This window comes from Sphingomonas sp. OTU376 (assembly GCF_038440415.1).
GTDB classification, from domain to species: Bacteria; Pseudomonadota; Alphaproteobacteria; order Sphingomonadales; family Sphingomonadaceae; genus Sphingomonas; species Sphingomonas kyeonggiensis_A.
On the sequence record NZ_JASATQ010000002.1, the window covers coordinates 34,233 to 52,253 of the forward strand.

Sequence of the window (18,021 nt, forward strand, 5' to 3'; positions counted from 1 at the left end):
AACTGTCCGGCGGGGCGACCGGCTTGGGAGTGCCCCTGTGAATGGGTCAGGCGGCTTCCGCGCGGCGCGGCGCCTCGTCGAGCTTGTACGCCTTGCGCACCAGCCCGTTGGTGAGTTCGTGCGCCAGTTCGGCGGCCTCCCAGTCGAGCAGCCGTCCTTCGGCGACCAGTCGCGCGAGGAAGGCGCAATCGACGCGGCGGGCGACATCATGCCGCGCCGGGATCGACAGGAAGGCGCGGGTATCGTCGTTGAAGCCGACGGTGTTGTAGAAGCCGGCGGTCTCGGTCACCTGCTCGCGGAAGCGGCGCATGCCCTCGGGCGAGTCATGGAACCACCAACTCGGGCCCAGCTTGAGGCACGGATAATGGCCGGCCAGCGGTGCCAGCTCGCGGGCATAGACAGTCTCGTCGAGCGTGAAGAGGATGATCGAGAGATCGGTCGAAGTGCCGAACCGGTCGAGCAGCGGCTTGAGCGCATGCACATAGTCGGTGCGCATCGGGATGTCCGCGCCCTTGTCGCGGCCATGGCTCTCGAACAGCCCGCCATTATGGTTGCGGAAAGAGCCCGGATGGATCTGCATCACCATCCCGTCCTCGGCGCTCATCGCCGCCATCTCGGTCAGCATCTGGGCGCGGAACAGCTCGGCATCCTGCGGGGTCCAGCTGTCGGACAGGATCGTGCGGAACAGCCGCTCGGCCTCGTCCTTGCTCAGGTTCGCGGTGGCCGCCGTCGGGTGGCCATGGTCGGTCGCGGTGGCGCCGGCGGCCCGGAAGTCCGCACGACGCTTACGATGCGCGGCGAGATAGCCGTCCCAGCTGTATACGTCCTCGCCGGTCTTCTCGGCGAAGATCCGCATCGCGCCGGCGAACTGCTCATGCTCGACATCGATCACCGCGTCCGGGCGATAGGTGGTGACCACTCGTCCGTTCCAGCCGCTGTTATGGATCGCATGGTGTGGCGACAGATCGTCCTGCGGCCCCTCGGTGGTGGCGAGGAAACCGATGTTGAAGCGATCGAACAGGGCGCGAGGCTTGAACGCGTCGGTCGCCAGCTTGGCGTTGATCGTGTCGTAATAGAGATCGGCGGTAGTGGCATCGAGCGCCACGTCGAAGCCGAACACCTCGCCGAACACATGGCTCAGCCACATCGACGACGGGGTGCCGCGGAACAGATAGGTGTGCTGGGCAAAGGTCCGCCATGCCTCGCGCGGGTCGGTGGCTGGCATGCCCGCCTTGCTCGGCACGCACAGCGCATCGAGCGACACGCCCTGAGAATAGAGCATGCGGTAGATATAGTGATCCGGCGAGAGCAGCAGCTCGGTGGCGTTCGACCAGTTGGTGTTGGTCGAGAACCAGGTCGGATCGGTGTGCCCATGCGGGCTGATGATCGGCAGCCCGGCCACTTCGGCATAGAGCGCACGCGCGATACTCCGCGAACGATCCTCCGCCGGGAACAGCCGGTCAGGGTCTAGCTTCAGGGGCCGGGCCATCTCTCAATCCTCTCGTTTACGCGACGTCCGCGCGCTCGAGGCGCGGCGAAAGCAGGTGGATCGAAAGCAGCGCCAGGAAGTACGCCGCACCCGCGACGATGAAGAGCGGCGCGTAGCTGCCGATCACGTCGAGCACATAGCCCGCGTACTTCGAGAAGACCATGCCGCCTACGGCACCGATCGTGCCACCAATGCCGATGACCGAACCCACCGCGAAGCGCGGCACGGTGTCCGAGGGAATGGTGTAGAGCGTCGCCGAGAAGCTCTGGTGCGCCGCCGCGGCCACGCCAACGACGAACACGCTGATCCAGAGATTGCCGTAGAAGGTGGTGAACACCACCGGCAGCACGAAGCAGGCCGAGATCAGCATGGTCAGCTTGCGCGCCTTGTTTACGCTCATGCCGGTGCTCATCAGCTTGCCCGAGAGCCAGCCGCCCGCGACCGAGCCGACGTCCGAGATCAGGTAGATCGCGCCCAGCGCAATCGCCGCCGTCGGCGAATCCCAGCTCGTCAGGTTCAGGCCATATTCCTTGCCCAGCCAGCTCGGCAGCCAGAACAGGTAGAACCACCAGATCGGGTCGATGAAGAACTTGCCGAGCGCGAAGGCCCAGGTCTCGCGCTTGACCAGCAGCTTGCCCCACAGGTTCTTCACCTCGACCACGGGGTCGGCGGGATCCTGGGTGATGTAGGCAAGCTCAGCCTCACCCACCTTGGGATGATCGGCCGGCTTGTCGCGGAAAATGGCAAGCCAGGCGATCAGCCAGATCACGCCGAAAATACCGGTGATTACGAAAGTCATGCGCCAGCCGACCGCCGGCACGATCGCCCAGATCAGCAGCGGGGTGAGGATCGCGCCGACGTTCGAGCCCGCGTTGAACAGGCCGACCGCGAAGGCGCGCTCCTTGGCCGGGAACCAGTCCGCGACGGTCTTCACGCCCGCCGGGAAGTTGCCCGATTCACCGATGCCCAGGCCGAAGCGTGCCAGGGTGAACTGCATCACCGAGTGCACGCCGCCATGCGCCACGTGCGCGATCGTCCAGATCACGACGGCGATGGCATAGCCGAAGCGCGCGCCGATCGCGTCGACGATCTTGCCGAAGGCGAGATAGCCGATCGCGTAAGCGGCCTGGAAGTAGAAGACGATGTTGGCGTAGTCGGTCTCGGACCAGCCGAGTTCCTTGGAGAGATCGGGCTTGAGCACCGCGATCATCTGCCGGTCGACATAGTTGATGGCGGTGGCGGCAAAGAGCAGCCCCACGATCACCCAGCGGTAGCGACCGACGCGCGAAACCGCGCCGGAGACTGCCGCCTCTCCCTTACTCGCCATCATTCTCTCCCTATTATTTTATGCCGCGCGACCGCCGAATCAGGCGTCGTGGATGCCGACAATACGGCACTTGACGCTGTAGTCCTGCGCGAACCGAGCATCGACCAGCTCACCGACCCGAACCGGATGCACGCCGGTGACGGCGCCGGTGGAGATCCACTGCCCCTGGGCAAGCGGCAACTGCCGGCTGGCGGCAAGCTCGAACAGGAAACGGACAGCACCGAAGGGACCGTCGAGCATCGTGCTCGCGGTGGCCTCGCCGGCTACTTCGCCCTCGATGACCAGCGAAACCGGCCAGTCGAGGAAATCCGCGTCGAGCGGGATCGCCGCGCCGATCACCAGGCCGTTATTGTTGCCGAAATCCGAGACGGTCACCGCCGGGCCGTGCGCGTTGATCCCCGGGAAGGGCGAGCTGGCCACTTCGATGCCGACATGGATCGCATCGACATATTCCGCGACCTCTTCATTGGTCCAGGCGCGGTCGAAGCTCTCGGGCAGCGGGCCCAGGCGCAGCAGATATTCCGCCTCGCCGGCGGCAAAGCCCTGCTCGAACACCGGCATGTCGGGCACTTCGCCCTCGCCGGCGGTCACCACCGAATCGGCGAAGATCGGACCAGCAAGGCGGTTCGCGCCATACGTAGCGTCGAGCGGCTCCGGAATCTTGCCGACCTTCCAGCCGACGACCTTGTCGCCGAACAGCTCGATCGCGCGCTCCTGGATGCCATAGGCTTCGTCGAGCGTGCCGGGCAGATCGCCCGGATAGTCGTTCAGCGCATTGCCCGCCTGACGAGCTGAAACAAATGCCTGGGCGATGGCGTCAGCCGGTTCCCGTCCTTCGATCAACTTGAAATTCCCCATTGTTCCGTTCGCGTGAGGGCCGCTCGCCACGCGCGGCTGGCACAAATGCAGCCGCCGCCCGACATCGCCGCTCCACCCGCTTCGCCTGCCCCGATCACCGCTCGCCTCCAACGGTTTCTCAGGATCCGGGAAAGACAGGCCGGAGCCGGTGCCGGACCATGTCGAGTAACTTGCGCGCGATCTCCTCTCCGAGTGGCCGCGCCCCGGCTTTGCTCGGGTCCGCGGAATGTCGCCCAATGCTACCGGTGTCACGGTGGCCCGTCAACGCACCTAAAGTCGGATCGTCGAAATAGGCCGGAAACGAGAAAGGGATTGCCACCGGTGTCAGCCGTCGCCATGCTTGACAACAAAGGCGGCCGAGACCGTCCTGCTATGGTTCAGAGAGGCATGTCATGATCCGCACGTCCACCAGCATTGCCCTGGCATGGGCTCTCGCGCTCTCCGCCGGCCCCGCCTTTGCCCAGACCGAGGACGACGGCCTGCTCTTCCGTGCCTCGGGCGACAAGAACGGCACTGCGGAGAAGGCGCGTGGCGACGCGGTCCCCAATTTCCAGACCAAGGTCACCAACGTGCCGGACGGCGCGATCGGCGGCGCGTTCCGCTGGGCCGATGACGGCTATATCGCCTGGAACGCGGCCGGGAATATCCAGGCGCAGCGCGGCACCCTCTCCTTCTTCTGGCGCAGCCGCGAGCCGGTAGGTGAAGCACCCTTCGTGATCTTCCGCGTCGGCTATGCGGATCATAGCAGCTGGGACATGGCGTTCCTGCGCATCGACTGGAACGGCCACGGCTTCGATGCCTTTGTGACCGACGCCAATCTCTCGCGCGTCCGCGTCTCGTTCAAGCTGCCCGAAAAGCCGGCACCTGACGCCTGGCAGCATATCGCCTTCGCCTGGGATGAGAGCGTCGGGGTCAGGCTCTTCGTCGATGGCAAGGAAGTCGCCCGCAAGGACCAGAAGGCCGATCTCGATACCGGGCTCGACCAGTTCGGCATGGCGGGCCGCGTGATGGCGCCGCATCAGGTGCAGAGCCGCTATAATTTCATGCGTGGCAGCGATCTCGACGAGATCCGCGTCTATGACCGCATGCTCGACACCGCCGGCATCGCCGCGCTCGCCGCCAAGGCTGAGCCCGCCCCCTCGCCCGCCATCGCCGATGCCGGCAAACGCGCCGCCTGGCTCCACCGCTTCGGCTGGGACGCAGCCTCGCCGCCGGTGCTTGCCGACAAGGTCACCAGCGTCCGCAAGGTCGAGTTCGCCGACGCGAAGGACCTGAAGGAGTGGATGTGGAAGGGCGTGGACGGCATCGCCGAGACCACCTGGCCCGGCGTCTACAACCGCTCGAAGCTCCCCGGCCGCGACGATTATTTCGAGCTGCCCGACTGGAACGTCTATGTCGAGGGCGGCAAGACCTACACGCTCACGGTCCCCAAGGACGAGAAATTCAATCGGCTCGAAATCCGCGGCGCCGCCTATGGCGCGCTCGATTATGCCGCCGACGGCAGCAGCTTTCGCAGCCTGGCCCGGCGTCCGCAGGGCTTAGTCCGCAGCGTCACCTCGCTTGGCGAGGCACAGGGCGGCACGCTGCGCTTCACCAATGTGATGCAGGAACAGCCGATCCAGGAAATCTGGGCCTATGACGTCGGCACCGGCAAGGAGCCGGAGGGCGCGTTCAAGCTCAACTACACGGTGGACGCGAAGGTCTCGGCCGATCTCGCCGCGCTCGCGCCGCTCAACAAGTTCATTCGCGGCCGCTATCCGGCTGACGAGCGCAACACCGTGCTCGCCTTGCCGCCCGGCGCCAGCTCGGCCGCCGCGGGTGCGGGCAGCGCCGCCTCGACCGGTGCCGCCGCGCATGTCGAGGGCGCGATGCCGATCGTCCATGTGCTGATCCCGTCGGGCTTCGGCGATGCCTTTGCCGGCCGGGCGCTGGCGCGCGCCTGGAACTATGGCTGGGAGAATAGCCGCGACGGGCTGGACGGCATCGCGCTCGACATCCCCGCGCTCAAGGCGACGCCCGGCAAGGACGGGCTGATCCCGCTCAACATCAAGGTGAAGGACCCGATCTGGCCGGGCCGCGACATGATCGACCTGTCGATCTCGGTCCGCCCCGGCGAAGCGCGCACGCTCTGGCTCGACCTGCGCGACCGTATCCTCACCAATGACAGCCTTTATCTCTCCGTCGCCTCCGCCGCGCCGGACTTCGGTCCGGCATCGCTCGACGGCATGAACATCCGCCTGGTGTTCAAGGACCGCAAGGAAGCGCTGCGCGAGCACGTCGCCGACCGCTTCAACCAGGTGAAGGACAATTGGGGCTTCCTGGTCGAGGAGCACACCGCCTCGAAGCGCGCCGCCATGTATGCCCGCGTCTTCGCCGACGTGCGGGACCTGCTCCGGGTCGACCCCGACAATGTCGAGGGGCGGCGCTACTGGGCGGATATCAGCTACGGCCCGCAGAACCTGCCCGACTTCAAGCAGCCCGAAGCGCCGGCCGGCGTGCCGCTCTGGGCCTTCCGCCAGCTTGAGGATCTGAAGATCACCCGCCAGTTCGTGAACTGGTGGATCGACAACCGCCAGGTGCCCTATGGCGATTTCGGCGGCGGCATCTCGGACGACACCGATCTGCTCCAGCAATGGCCCGGGCTGGCGCTGATGGGCGTCGATCCGGACAAGATCAACACGTCGCTGCGCGCGCTTTCCGACGCCGCCTACAAGAACGGCATGATGGTGAACGGCCTCGGCTATATCACCACCGACGAGCTCCATGCCTATGAGGAAGGGATGAACTCGGACGCCGAGCGCCTCTATCTGAACTGGGGCGAGCCGCGTGCGGTCGAGCGGCTGATGGCGACGGTGAAGGCGTTGAAGGGCGTGATCCTGCCCAATGCCGCCGGCCACATGCACTTCGCCAGCAACTGGTACGGCGCGCGCAAGATGTACCGCGAGGGGCCGTTCGAGTGGCAGAAGCCCTATAGCTGGGTCGTCCTCCACGCCCCCACGCTGGTCGGTCTCTACAACGGCAATCCCGATGCCCAGGGCCTGATCACCGGCGTCACCGACGGGCTGCTGGCGCATGGCAAGCAGGATGCCAAGGGCAACTGGTCCTGGCCGAACGAGATCAACTGGCGCGCCGATGCCGAGCGCGCCGGCGATGGCGGCGGGGCCTCCACCCCGATCCAGGCGGCCTGGTCGGCCTGGCGCTTTACCGGCGACGCGAAATATCTGAGCCCGATCCTCGCCCGCGTCGGCAAGAGCGGCCCCGCCTCGGTGCAGGACATCAACGAGAACGTCATCAAGCTGCTCGGCGGCGACAAGGACTGGTCGAAGACGCTCACCGACAAGGCGAAGAAAGGCGGCGCTTTCGAGCAATGGGCCGCCTGGGACGCGACCGGCGATACCAAATATCTGGAATCGCTGCATGCCGCGGCGATCGAGGACAAGTCGCAGCGCCAGTACATGTACACCGAGGGCCATTGGTGGTCCGACCGCGTAGACCAGCCCAACGAGATCCTCCAGCGCGAGCGGCTCGGCGGCATTGCGCTTCGCCGCAACCAGACCTGGCCGGGCAACGCGGTCAGCTGGCGCTTCGACGATCCCGAGGGCGCGCTGAAGACCGCCATCCTCGTTCCCGGCGCCACGCCGACGCATTTCAAGGTGATCGCCTATAACACCGGCGACACCCCGCAGAGCGCCGACATGTCGACCTGGAACGTGGCCGCCGGCGAATGGGAAATGGTGACGAACGGCGCAACCACTGCGCTCCATCTCGAGCGCAGCGCCTCGACGCGGGTCACCTTCGCGCCGCACGCCACCACCGAGATCGAGTTCACACTCAAGACGCCGGGCGAGGACGTCGCCACGCGGCCGGATCTCGGCATCGGCAGCGATGACGTGGTGGTGAAGGGTGGCAAGCTCGCCGTCACGGTCCATAGCCTGGGCGCGAAGGGAGCGGCCGGCGGTACGCTGACGGTCGAGGATGCATCGGGCAAGGCACTGGCTACCGCCGCCATTCCCGCCCTCGCCGCCCCGCTCGACCTTACCCCGAAGACTGCAACGATCCGCCTGAGCCTGCCCAGGGGCGCCGCGCGTGTGCGTGTAGCGCTGCCGGGCAATGCGGCGGAAGTGACGCAGCTGAACAATGTGGTGACGCTGACCAACTGAACCGGAGGATCGCGATGCAACGCCGCCAGTTCCTCGCCGCCGCCGGAGTCGCCGCGCTCCCTCGTCTTGCCCTGGCCGCGCCGGGACAGGACGAAGCTTTGCGCGCAGCACTGGACGGGCTGGCGAGGCTCGACACGCCCGAGGCGAAGCTGGCGCAGCTGAAAGGCTTCGCGCCGGCGTCGCTTTCTCCCTCCGCCCGGATCGACCTGGAAACGGTCCGCGCGGGACTCGTGGTGGATGCGCAGCTCCTGCGTCGCTTCCCGATCGGCCGGCTCGGCCGCTCGCCCTATACAATTGCGCCCAATGCCGGCGCCTGGCGCGACACCGTGCCGGATGCTCGCAAGGTCAACGCGGAGAGCGAGGCAATACGGACCGACGCCGCCCGCGGCGCAATCCTCCCTCTCCCGCTGCTCGAAAAGACCCGCGCCGGAATCGCCGCAGCAGCGGAAAAGGCATCCGGCCCCCAAGCCGAGGCCTTGCGCCGCCAGGCGGCCCTGCTCGCGGAGCTCGCCCCCAAGGCACCCGCCGAGCCCGGCACCGGCCGCTTCCCCGGCGGCACCGACTATTTCGCGCTGCTGCTGGAACGCCATTACGGCGCGCGCATCGCGCCTGCCGAGGCGCACCGCATCCTGCTCGCCAAGGCGCAGGAGCTTACCGCGCGCACCGACACCGTCCTCAAGCGCCTGGGCTATACAAAAGGCAGCGTCGGCGCCCGGATCAGCGCCGCGTTCACGGATAACCGCTTTCTCTACAGCGACGATGATGCCGGTCGCGATCGGCTAGTTGCCGATATGAACGCCACCCTCGCCCGCGTTCCTGCCCGCCTGCCCGCCCTGTTCGGCCCGCTGCCGCCCGAGTGCCTGAACGTCGCCACCGTGCGGATGACGCGCGCCGAGGAAGCCGAGGGCAAGCAGGGTTATCGCACCGTGCCCACCCCGACCTCACCCGGCGCCTATTATCCGGACCTCAAGCGCATCCGCGACCGCCCGTCCTGGACCCTGCCCGCCGTGGTCCATCATGAACTGCTGCCCGGGCACATGATCCAGATGCCGATCGAGGCAGCCGCCAATCCGCACCCGCTGCGACTCGAATATGCGCCGGCCTTTGCCGAAGGCTGGGCGATCTACACCGAGCAGCTGATGGCAACCGACGGCGCCTTTGCGGGCGATGACCGTGCGCTTCTGGGGCATTTGCACTGGCTGCTCTTCCGCATCGGCCGCGGATTGGTTGACACCGGTGTCCATATCGGACAAGAGACACTGGCACAGACGAGCAGCAAGCTCGCGAAACTGCAGGGAGAGGCGGCCTATTTCGCGCCAATGGCGCAGGATATCGAGCGAATCTGCATAGACCCCGCCATGCGCGCCGCTGAGGCGCTCACCTGGTTGGGCTTGGCTCGCATTGGCGCCACCGAGCGCCGCAAAGGCACAGAATCGCTCAGGAAATTTCACCGCAGGCTGCTCGCCAACGGGCGCAAGCGCTTCGCGATGATTGCCTGAGGCAGGCGAGAGCCCGCCCGGGATCGAACAGAGAGCCGGTGTGAACCGGCCGATAGCCAGGCGCCGCCCGCGGCCGGCCTGGAAACACTGAACATGGGAGAATTGGGATGCGTAAAGGGTTTTTGAAGCGGAATATCTGGTCGGCCGGCGCCTCGCTGGCTGTGATTGCCGGTGCGAGCATCGCGACTCCGGCGCTGGCGCAGGACGCGGCCCAGACGCCGCCTGCCGACAGCAGCCAGGGAACCACCGTGCAGGAGCAGGACCAGGGCACCGATGGCGCCATCGTTGTCACCGGTTTCCGCCAGTCGCTCCAGAAGGCGCTGAACCTCAAGAAGGAGTCGGTTTCCTCGGTCGACGCGATCGTCGCAGAAGACATCGCCAAGTTCCCGGATCAGAATCTCGCGGAATCGCTGCAGCGTATCCCGGGCATCTCGATCCAGCGTGACGCCGGCGAAGGCCGTGCGATCACCGTGCGCGGCCTCGGCGCGCAGTTCACCCGCGTCCGCCTCAACGGCCTGGAGACCGTTGCCACCTCGACCGACGGTGCCTCGGCCAACCGCGACCGCGCCTTCGATTTCAACGTGTTCGCTTCGGAACTGTTCAACTCGCTCGTCGTCCACAAGACGGCAGAGGCTTCACTCGACGAAGGCTCGCTCGGCGCAGTCGTCGACCTGAACACCGGCAACCCGCTGGGCGGCAAGGAAGGCTTCACCTTCGTCGGCTCGGCCCAGGCCAGCTATAACGACCTCTCCAAGAACTGGGGCCCGCGCTTCGCCGGCCTGCTTTCGTGGAAGTCGCCGAGCGGCGCGTTCGGTGCGTCGCTGTCGGCAGCCTATTCGAAGACCGACAATGTCGAGCTCGGCAACAACTCGGTGCGCTGGGCCCAGGCGACCTTCGACCAGGTCAGCGGCACCAATTGCTGGACCACCGCCAATTCGGGCGGCACCTATGTCCCGAGCGCAGTCTGCTCGCAGGCCGCCCTCTCCTTCCACCCGCGCATTCCGCGCTACGGCATCGTCGGGCATGACCGCGAGCGCCTGGGCATCACCGGCAGCGTCCAGTGGGCACCTAGCGACGCGACCAAGATCTCGATCGACGGCCTCTATTCGCGCTTCAAGGAAACCCGTGAGGAGAAGTGGCTCGAGGTGCTGCTGCGTTCGAACGAGCGCTCGATCAACGTCGTGAACCCGGTCTACGACAGCAACAACAACATGATCTCGGCCACCCTCAACGACGCGTGGGTGCGCACCGAGCATTACCTCCGCAAGTCGGACACCGAATTCTACCAGATCGGCGGCACGTGGGATCAGGAGCTGGGCGACAGCTTCCGCTTCACCCTGCTCGGCGGCATCTCCAAGTCGAATGCCGACATCCCGGTCGAGACGACGCTCATCCTCGATGACCGTGACGCGCAGAACTACAAGTACGACTATTCCAATATGCGTCAGCCAGTGCTGACCTTCGGTACCAGCGTGACCGATCCGGCAAACTTCCAGCTCGCCGAAATCCGCGATCGCCCGTCGAACGTCACCAACAAGTTCCGCACCGCGCAGCTGCGCACCGAATGGGACGTGGCCGAGGGCTTCCAGATCAAGTCGGGCGCGATGTATCGCCGCTTCGACTATCAGGTGAAGGCCTATCAGCGTGACACCGCCGTGTGCGGCAATGGCGGCCTTGATCTGGTGCTCAAGACGATCACCTGCTCGACCACCTCGACCTTCGGCCCGACGGCTGTCTACGGCTTCCAGGCCACCCCGCAGCTGACCGAGCTGGTCAACCTCGGCAATGCCGGCCAGCCGGCGGGCACCACCACCAGCTGGGTGGTCGCCAATATCGACGCGGCCGCAGCCTATACCGGCCTCTACAACCGTCCGCTGGCGCTCGACGTGGGCAACAACCGCAACGTCACCGAAGAGGTGAAGGGCGGCTATCTCCAGTTCGACGCCAAGGGCGATCTGTTCGGCCTGCGCTATGCGCTCAACGCCGGCATCCGCTATGCCTCGACCGACCAGAGCTCGACCGGCATCAACGGCACCCTGCCCGTCACCGTGAAGCGGACCTATGACGACTGGCTGCCTTCGGTGAACGTCGCGCTGTTCCCGGCCGAGAACGTCATCCTGCGCGCCGCCGCCGCCGAAGTGATGACGCGCCCGACGCTGGGCAGCCTGACGCCGGGCGGCTCGGCCGACGGCTTCAACTACCGCGTGTCGTTCGGCAATCCGAACCTCGATCCGTATCGCGCCACGGCCTATGATCTCGCGGCGGAGTGGTATTTCGCGCCGCAGTCGATCTTCTCGGTCGCGGTGTTCAAGAAGAATGTGAAGAGCTTCCCGGTCAGCGCCACGCTCACCGGCCAGACCTTCCTGTCGACCGGCCTGCCCGCCACCGTGCTCGCCGCCTCGTCGCCGGCCTTCCTGAACCCGGCCCAGCTCGCCCAGCCGATCTGGACGGTGGTGACCACGGTCAACGGCACCGGCGCATCGCTCAAGGGCGTCGAGATCGCGGTGCAGGCGCCGTTCCGCTTCCTGCCGGGCTTCCTGAAGAACTTCGGCGGCATCGCGAACGCGACCTTCATCGACTCGAGTGCGACCTACAGCCAGTCGGCACCCGCCACCGCGGTGAACGCCAACGGCTCGCTGACGCTGCCGAACCGGGCCTTCAACTCGACGCTCTACGGCGTGTCGAAGAAGGCGTTCAACGCGACGCTCTACTATGAAGACAAGAAGTTCAGCGCACGCGCCTCGGTCAGCTATCGCGGGCCCTATGTCGATGCCGGCTCGGGCACGGGCAACGTGTTCGAAGGCTATAACGCGATCACCAATGTCGACGCATCGGTCCGCTACAAGCTCACCGATTGGATCGAGCTGTCGGTGGAAGGCACCAACCTGACCGACGCCTATCGCGACCGCTACACCGACACCGCCGCGAACCGGAACTACGAGTTCAATCATTTCGGCCGCACCTTCCTGGTCGGTGCGCGCCTGAAGCTCTGATCGCCTCCGCGATCCACTATGGGGCCGTCGCGTCACCCGACGCGGCGGCCCTTTCTTTTGCAGTGCCGGCAAAAACAAAAAGACCGCGGTGCCGATGGCGCCGCGGTCTTTTTGTTTGTTGGTGCCCCTGGCCGGACTCGAACCAGCATGCCTTGCGGCAACCGATTTTGAGTCGGTCGCGTCTACCAATTTCGCCACAGGGGCAGCGAAGCCCGGGTGGCTAGACGATGGAAAGCCCCGGGGCAAGCACTTGCGCGATCCGCGCGAACGCGGATCGCGGCATGTGCGTCTGTCTTAGAAGTTCAGGCCGAAAAACTCTTCGAGCTTCTCGCCGACATAGTCGAAATGCTCGGCGCCCAGTGCCGGGAACAGGCCGATCCAGAAGGTGTTGTTCATCACCTGGTCGGTGCGGGTCAGGTCGCCGACCACGCGATAGTTCACATGCTCGAAATAGGGCTGGCGGGTCAGGTTGCCGGCGAAGAGCAGGCGGGTACCGATCTTGTTCTGGTCGAGATAGCGGGTCACGTCGACGCGCTTGGCATCCACTCCATCCCGGATAGTGATGGGGTAGCCGAACCAGGAGGGATTCGAATTGGGGGTGGCTTCCGGCAGAATGAACACTTCCTCGAGGCTTTTCAGCCGTTCGGTGAGCAATTCGAAGTTCCGCCGCCGCGCTTCGACGAAACCCTGGGCCCGCTCGAGCTGGGCCAGGCCGCACGCCGCCTGCATGTCGGTGATCTTCAGGTTATAGCCAAGGTGCGAGTAGACATATTTGTGGTCGTAGCCGAACGGCAGCGTGCCGTGCTGCTGGCCGAAGCGCGAGCCGCAGGTATTGTCGCAACCCGGCGCGCAATAGCAGTCGCGGCCCCAGTCGCGGATCGACTCGATGATCGGCTTCAGCTCCATCGAGCTGGTGAACACCGCGCCGCCCTCGCCCATCGTGATGTGGTGCGCCGGATAGAAGCTCACCGTGGCGACATCGCCCCAGGTGCCGACCAGCTTGTCCGCATAGGTCGCGCCGAGCGCATCGCAGCAATCCTCGACCAGCCACAGGTCGTACTTGTCGCAGATCCGCCGGACCTCGGCGAGGTTGAACGGGTTGCCGAGCGTGTGGGCGATCATGATCGCGCCGGTCTTCTCGGTGATCGCCGCCTCGATCAGGCTGGCGTCGATATTGTAGGTCGGCACGTCGACATCGACGAACACCGGCACCAGCCCGTGCTGGATCGACGGGTTCACCGTGGTCGGGAAGCCCGCCGCGACGGTGATGACCTCATCCCCCGGCTTCAGGCGGCGATCGCCCAGCTTGTGGCTGGTCAGGCACGACAGCGCGAGCAGGTTGGCCGAGGAGCCCGAGGTGGTGGTGAGCACGAACGGCGCACCGACCAGCTTGGCCAGGCCCGCCTCGAACTCGGTGTTGAAGCGGCCGGTGGTCAGCCAGCCGTCCAGCGCGGCTTCGACCATCAGCTCGATTTCGGGGGCGCCGATCACCTTGCCGGCGGGCGGGATCACGCTCTCGCCCGGCACGAACGGCTTCGGCGCGAACTGCGCCTCGGCATAGCGGCCCACCAGGGTGCGGATTTCCTTGCGAAGATCGTCAGCAGTCATGAAACGGATTATCCTTGGTCGTGTGCGGTGCCGGCCGCGACGAAGCGGGCCAGCTCGGAAAGGCAATAGGCGTGCATGTCGTCGCCGGCGGTCCAGGCGCGCTGCCAGTCGACGATGCTCTCAAGCGCCCGGGCGAGATTCCAGCGCGGCTCCCAGCGGAGACCGGCGCGCGCCTTGGAGATGTCGAGCTTGAGGAAATTGGCCTCGTGCGGCTGGACGCTCGGGTCCCGCACCCACGACGCGCCCTCGCCCCACAGCGCGCACATCTTCTCGACGATCCACTGGACCGGCCGCGCATCCTCGTCGCGCGGGCCGAAGTTCCAGCCCTCGGCAGCGGCCGCGGGATCGTTCCACAGCGCCTGGCAGAGCACGAGATAGCCCGAGAGCGGCTCGAGCACATGCTGCCACGGCCGGGTCGCCAGCGGATTGCGGATCAGTACCGGCTCGCCGGCGCTCACCGCGCGCAGGATATCGGGCACCAGACGATCGGCAGCCCAGTCGCCGCCGCCGATCACATTGCCGGCGCGGCCCGATCCGATTGCGGCCTTGCCTTCGCCGGTGAAGAACGAACGACGATAGGCCGAAGTGACCAGCTCCGCGCAGCCCTTGGAATTGCTGTACGGATCATGGCCGCCCATCGCTTCGTCCTCGCGATAGCCCCACACCCATTCGCGGTTCTCATAGCATTTGTCGGTAGTGACCACGCAGACCGCGCGCACCCCTGCTGCCTTGCGCACCGCCTCGAGCAGATGGACGGTGCCCATCACATTGGTGGCATAGGTGCCGACCGGATCGTCATAGGACGCCCGGACCAGCGGCTGCGCGGCCATGTGGATCACGATCTCGGGATCCGCGGCGACCAGCGCCGAGGTCAGCGCTTCCGCATCGCGAATGTCGCCGATGATCGAGTTCATGCCCGTCGCGACATCCGCGACCTGGAACAGCGCCGGATCGGTCGGCGGCGCGAGCGCGAAGCCGGTCAGCTCCGCGCCCATCTGCTGCAGCCACAGCGACAGCCAGCTGCCCTTGAACCCGGTATGCCCGGTCAGGAAGACGCGCTTGCCCGCCCAGAATCCAGGATCGACGCCGGCTTTCACCAGATGCACCAGGGCGCCTTGCCGCTTTCCCACAGGCTCTGGAGCATCTGCTTCTCGCGCAGCGTGTCCATCGGCTGCCAGAAGCCGTGATGCTCATAGGCCATCAGCTCGCCGTCCGACGCCAGGTTGCGCAGCGGCTCCTGCTCCCACAGCGTCGCGTCGCCCTCGATATAGTCGAGCACCTTGGGCGAGAGCACGAAGAAGCCGCCATTGATCATGCCGCCATCGCCCTGCGGCTTTTCGAGGAACTGCTCGACCTGGCCGTTCTCGATCTGCAGCGCGCCGAAGCGACCCGGCGGATAGGTGGCGGTGAGCGTCGCGGCCTTGCCATGGGCGCGGTGGAATTCGAGCGTCTTCGCGATGTCGATGTCGCCCACGCCGTCGCCATAGGTGAAGAAGAAGAACTCCTCGTCCTTCACCAGGTCGCCGACGCGCTTCAGGCGGCCGCCGGTCTGCGACTCATCGCCGGTATCGACCAGCGTGACCTTCCACGGCTCGGCGCGCTTCTCGTGCACGATCATCTTGTTCTCGACCATGTCGAACGTCACGTCCGACATGTGGAGGAAGTAGTTCGCGAAATATTCCTTGATGATGTAGCCCTTGTAGCCACAGCAGATGATGAATTCCGTCACGCCGTGCGCGGCGTAGATCTTCATGATGTGCCACAGGATCGGGCGACCGCCGATCTCGATCATCGGCTTCGGACGCAGGCTGGTCTCTTCAGCGAAACGCGTGCCGAGCCCCCCAGCCAGAATGACTGCCTTCATCGGTTCTTACCCTCAATTCGAGCTTACGAAAGCATCTGAAAAGAAGCGCTTGGCCGGCAGGCCGAGCGCCAGCAGCGCGGTGCGGGCCGACGCGATCATCGCGTTGGATCCGCACGCATAGACAACAGTATCTTCCGGATCGATCCCGTCCCGGACAGCTGCATCCTGAACATAGCCGCGCGCCCCTCCCCAGGCGGCTTCCCTATCCGAAAGCAGATGATGCACTGCGATGTCCAGCCCCAAGGCAACCGGATCCCAGCAGAAGCTCTCCGCCTCCCGGTTGCCCCAGAACACGCGGAGACGGTGCCGGGCGGCACGTTCCGCATCCGCGGCGAATTCCTCAAGCAGCGCCTTCACCGGCGCGATGCCGGTGCCGGTGGCGAGGAAGACGATGTCGCGCGGCCCTTCGTCGCGCAGGAAGAAGGTGCCGAACGGCCCCTCGATCCGGATCAGGTCGTTGGGCTTGGCGCGCTCGAACCAATATTCGCTCAGCCGCCCGCCGGGGTAGCGCTTGATGATGAGTTCGAGCAGGCCGTCCGCGCGCGGCGCGTTGGCCAGCGAATAGCTGCGCCGCACGCCTTCGGCGAGCACATCGACATATTGGCCGGGCAGGAAGCGCATCGGCGAGGCAGGCGGCGTGCGCAGGACCACCTTCACGATATCCGGCGCGAGGCGCTCGATCGAGGCGATGCGGCTCGGCATCGTCTTGATCTCCAGCCCCTGGAGCCGGTCGAGCGGCTCGATGTCGAGCGCGACGTCGTCGGTTGCCGCGCGGCAGCAGGTCAGGATCAGGCCGGCGGCCGCTTCCTCGGCCGTCAGCCCCTCGGCTTCGGACTTGAGGACCGCGGTCTCGCCCGAGAGCAAGGGCGCCTTGCAGATGCCGCAGCGCCCGGTCCGGCAACTATATTCGAGCGTCACGCCCTGGGCGCGGGCTGCGTCCAGGATCGTGACCGCGGGATCGGCGGAAAAGGTGCGCCCGGTGTTGAGCGTGACGTTAGGCATAGACGGCGCGCTGATAGTTGTTTCTCGTTTCTAGTCCAACATCCAAAAACTTAGCTGCAACGGATTCGGGCTGAATGTTGACGGAAAAACCATTGACACCGCTTCGGTTGTGCCTGCAAAATTCGCACGCACTCGGAATATTCGGCCATTTCGGGGTAAAAAATGGTAGCCGATCGAGGGAGAAATCGTTGAGATAGAGGCGCTTGTTGCAGAGCGCGTCATCCGCCTGCCGTCCTTTCTGCGCCTTGCGTCAACCGCTTCCCAGAGCCATTGGCGTTGCAGTTACGGACTTTGCAACCTGGATCCGTCTCGGACGACAGGCGCTATCCTGACTTAAAAGTTTCATACCTTTGAAGCAGCCGAAGGAATGGCCAGCTTCGATTATTTGAGTTTGGTGCGGGGAGATTTGCACGTGAATGAGTACGAAAAGCGGATGCTTGCGCTCTTGGAGGAGGGCAAGGCCAAGCATCAGATCGTTGCCATCAAGGCCGAATTCGAGGCCGAAGGCACGCGCGTCGACGAGCTGCTGCGCCTCCTGGAGATCACCCGTCGTGCGGGCCTTAAGGTCGCGATCAAGATCGGCGGCTGCGAAGCGATCCGCGATCTGATCGAGTGCCGGCTCTACGGTGTGGACTACATCATCGCACCGATGGTCGAGACCCCCTATGCGCTTTCCAAGTTCATCGCGGCGAAGGACAAGTTCTATCCGCGCGACGAGCAGGACGATGTGAGCTTCCTGTTCAATCTCGAAACCCACAGCACGTTCGAGAAGCTGGACGAGATGGCCGAGATCGCCCGCAAGGGCCGCGTCGGCATGGTCTTCGGCCGCGTCGATTTCGCCGGCTCGATGGGCCACACGCGCGATTTCGTGAACAGCGACGACATGCGCGCCTTCGTCGTGAAGAGCGGCCAGGTCGCTCGCGAGAACGGCCTTGAGCTCGTCGTCGGCGGTGGCGTCAGCCCGGATTCGATCCCGCTGCTCAGCGCCGTGCGCGAACAGCGCCTGGACCGTTTCGAGACCCGCAAGGTCATCTTCGACGGTGGCGTGCTCGCCAACCCGGCCTCCGCGACCGCGGGCATGGAGCTGGCGATCCAGTTCGAGCTGCTCTGGCTCAAGAACAAGCGCGACTATTACAAGACCATCGCCGCCGAGGACGAAGTCCGCATCGCGATGATGGAAAAGCGCCAGAAGGGCGCCATCAAGGCCGCTGCCTAACCGTC

At 65.5% G+C, this 18,021-nt stretch carries 11 protein-coding genes and 1 tRNA gene; 4 read left to right on the forward strand and 8 right to left on the reverse strand.

Annotated features, from left to right (window positions below; genetic code table 11):
* Positions 1-46: 46 nt before the first annotated feature.
* The 3 genes from uxaC to AAHM44_RS01330 are packed head-to-tail and all read right to left on the reverse strand — an operon-like array spanning position 47 to position 3,659.
* Positions 47-1,489 (reverse strand): glucuronate isomerase, encoded by a 1,443-nt coding sequence (uxaC, locus tag AAHM44_RS01320; RefSeq protein ID WP_342248749.1) that lies wholly within the window; start codon positions 1,487-1,489, stop codon positions 47-49.
* 16 nt (positions 1,490-1,505) lie between these two features.
* Positions 1,506-2,816: an MFS transporter gene (locus AAHM44_RS01325; protein WP_342248750.1), complete on the reverse strand. Its 1,311-nt coding sequence runs from the start codon at positions 2,814-2,816 to the stop codon at positions 1,506-1,508.
* A 39-nt stretch (positions 2,817-2,855) separates the two neighbouring features.
* Positions 2,856-3,659, reverse strand: a complete 804-nt coding sequence (locus AAHM44_RS01330; protein WP_342248751.1) for a 2-keto-4-pentenoate hydratase — start codon at positions 3,657-3,659, stop codon at positions 2,856-2,858.
* A gap of 407 nt (positions 3,660-4,066) precedes the next feature.
* Between AAHM44_RS01330 and AAHM44_RS01335 the strand changes: the two genes are divergently transcribed.
* From AAHM44_RS01335 to AAHM44_RS01345, 3 genes are all read left to right on the forward strand, one after another.
* Entirely contained in the window at positions 4,067-7,834 is a 3,768-nt protein-coding gene (locus tag AAHM44_RS01335; RefSeq protein ID WP_342248752.1) for a LamG-like jellyroll fold domain-containing protein, read from the forward strand.
* A 14-nt stretch (positions 7,835-7,848) separates the two neighbouring features.
* Positions 7,849-9,333, forward strand: coding sequence for a DUF885 family protein (locus AAHM44_RS01340; protein WP_342248753.1), 1,485 nt, complete (start codon positions 7,849-7,851; stop codon positions 9,331-9,333).
* A 107-nt stretch (positions 9,334-9,440) separates the two neighbouring features.
* Positions 9,441-12,326: a TonB-dependent receptor gene (locus AAHM44_RS01345; RefSeq protein WP_342248754.1), complete on the forward strand. Its 2,886-nt coding sequence runs from the start codon at positions 9,441-9,443 to the stop codon at positions 12,324-12,326.
* Between the two features lie 119 nt (positions 12,327-12,445).
* Here AAHM44_RS01345 and AAHM44_RS01350 read toward each other — a convergent pair.
* From AAHM44_RS01350 to AAHM44_RS01370, 5 genes are all read right to left on the reverse strand, one after another.
* Positions 12,446-12,530: transfer RNA gene (locus AAHM44_RS01350), tRNA-Leu, on the reverse strand.
* Positions 12,531-12,620: 90 nt separating this feature from the next.
* Positions 12,621-13,934 (reverse strand): lipopolysaccharide biosynthesis protein RfbH, encoded by a 1,314-nt coding sequence (rfbH, locus tag AAHM44_RS01355; protein ID WP_184168049.1) that lies wholly within the window; start codon positions 13,932-13,934, stop codon positions 12,621-12,623.
* Positions 13,935-13,942: 8 nt separating this feature from the next.
* A complete protein-coding gene (gene rfbG, locus AAHM44_RS01360; RefSeq protein ID WP_269574645.1) occupies positions 13,943-15,040 on the reverse strand; it encodes a CDP-glucose 4,6-dehydratase in 1,098 nt (365 codons plus the stop codon).
* Positions 15,028-15,798, reverse strand: a complete 771-nt coding sequence (rfbF, locus tag AAHM44_RS01365; protein ID WP_184168051.1) for a glucose-1-phosphate cytidylyltransferase — start codon at positions 15,796-15,798, stop codon at positions 15,028-15,030. The genes rfbG and rfbF overlap by 13 nt, the downstream gene beginning before the upstream one ends.
* A gap of 12 nt (positions 15,799-15,810) precedes the next feature.
* Positions 15,811-16,800, reverse strand: coding sequence for an FAD-binding oxidoreductase (locus AAHM44_RS01370; protein ID WP_342248755.1), 990 nt, complete (start codon positions 16,798-16,800; stop codon positions 15,811-15,813).
* 412 nt (positions 16,801-17,212) lie between these two features.
* Here AAHM44_RS01370 and AAHM44_RS01375 point away from each other — a divergent pair, with 412 nt between their 5' ends.
* Positions 17,213-18,016: an aldolase/citrate lyase family protein gene (locus AAHM44_RS01375; RefSeq protein WP_269574642.1), complete on the forward strand. Its 804-nt coding sequence runs from the start codon at positions 17,213-17,215 to the stop codon at positions 18,014-18,016.
* The last annotated feature ends 5 nt before the right edge of the window (positions 18,017-18,021 follow it).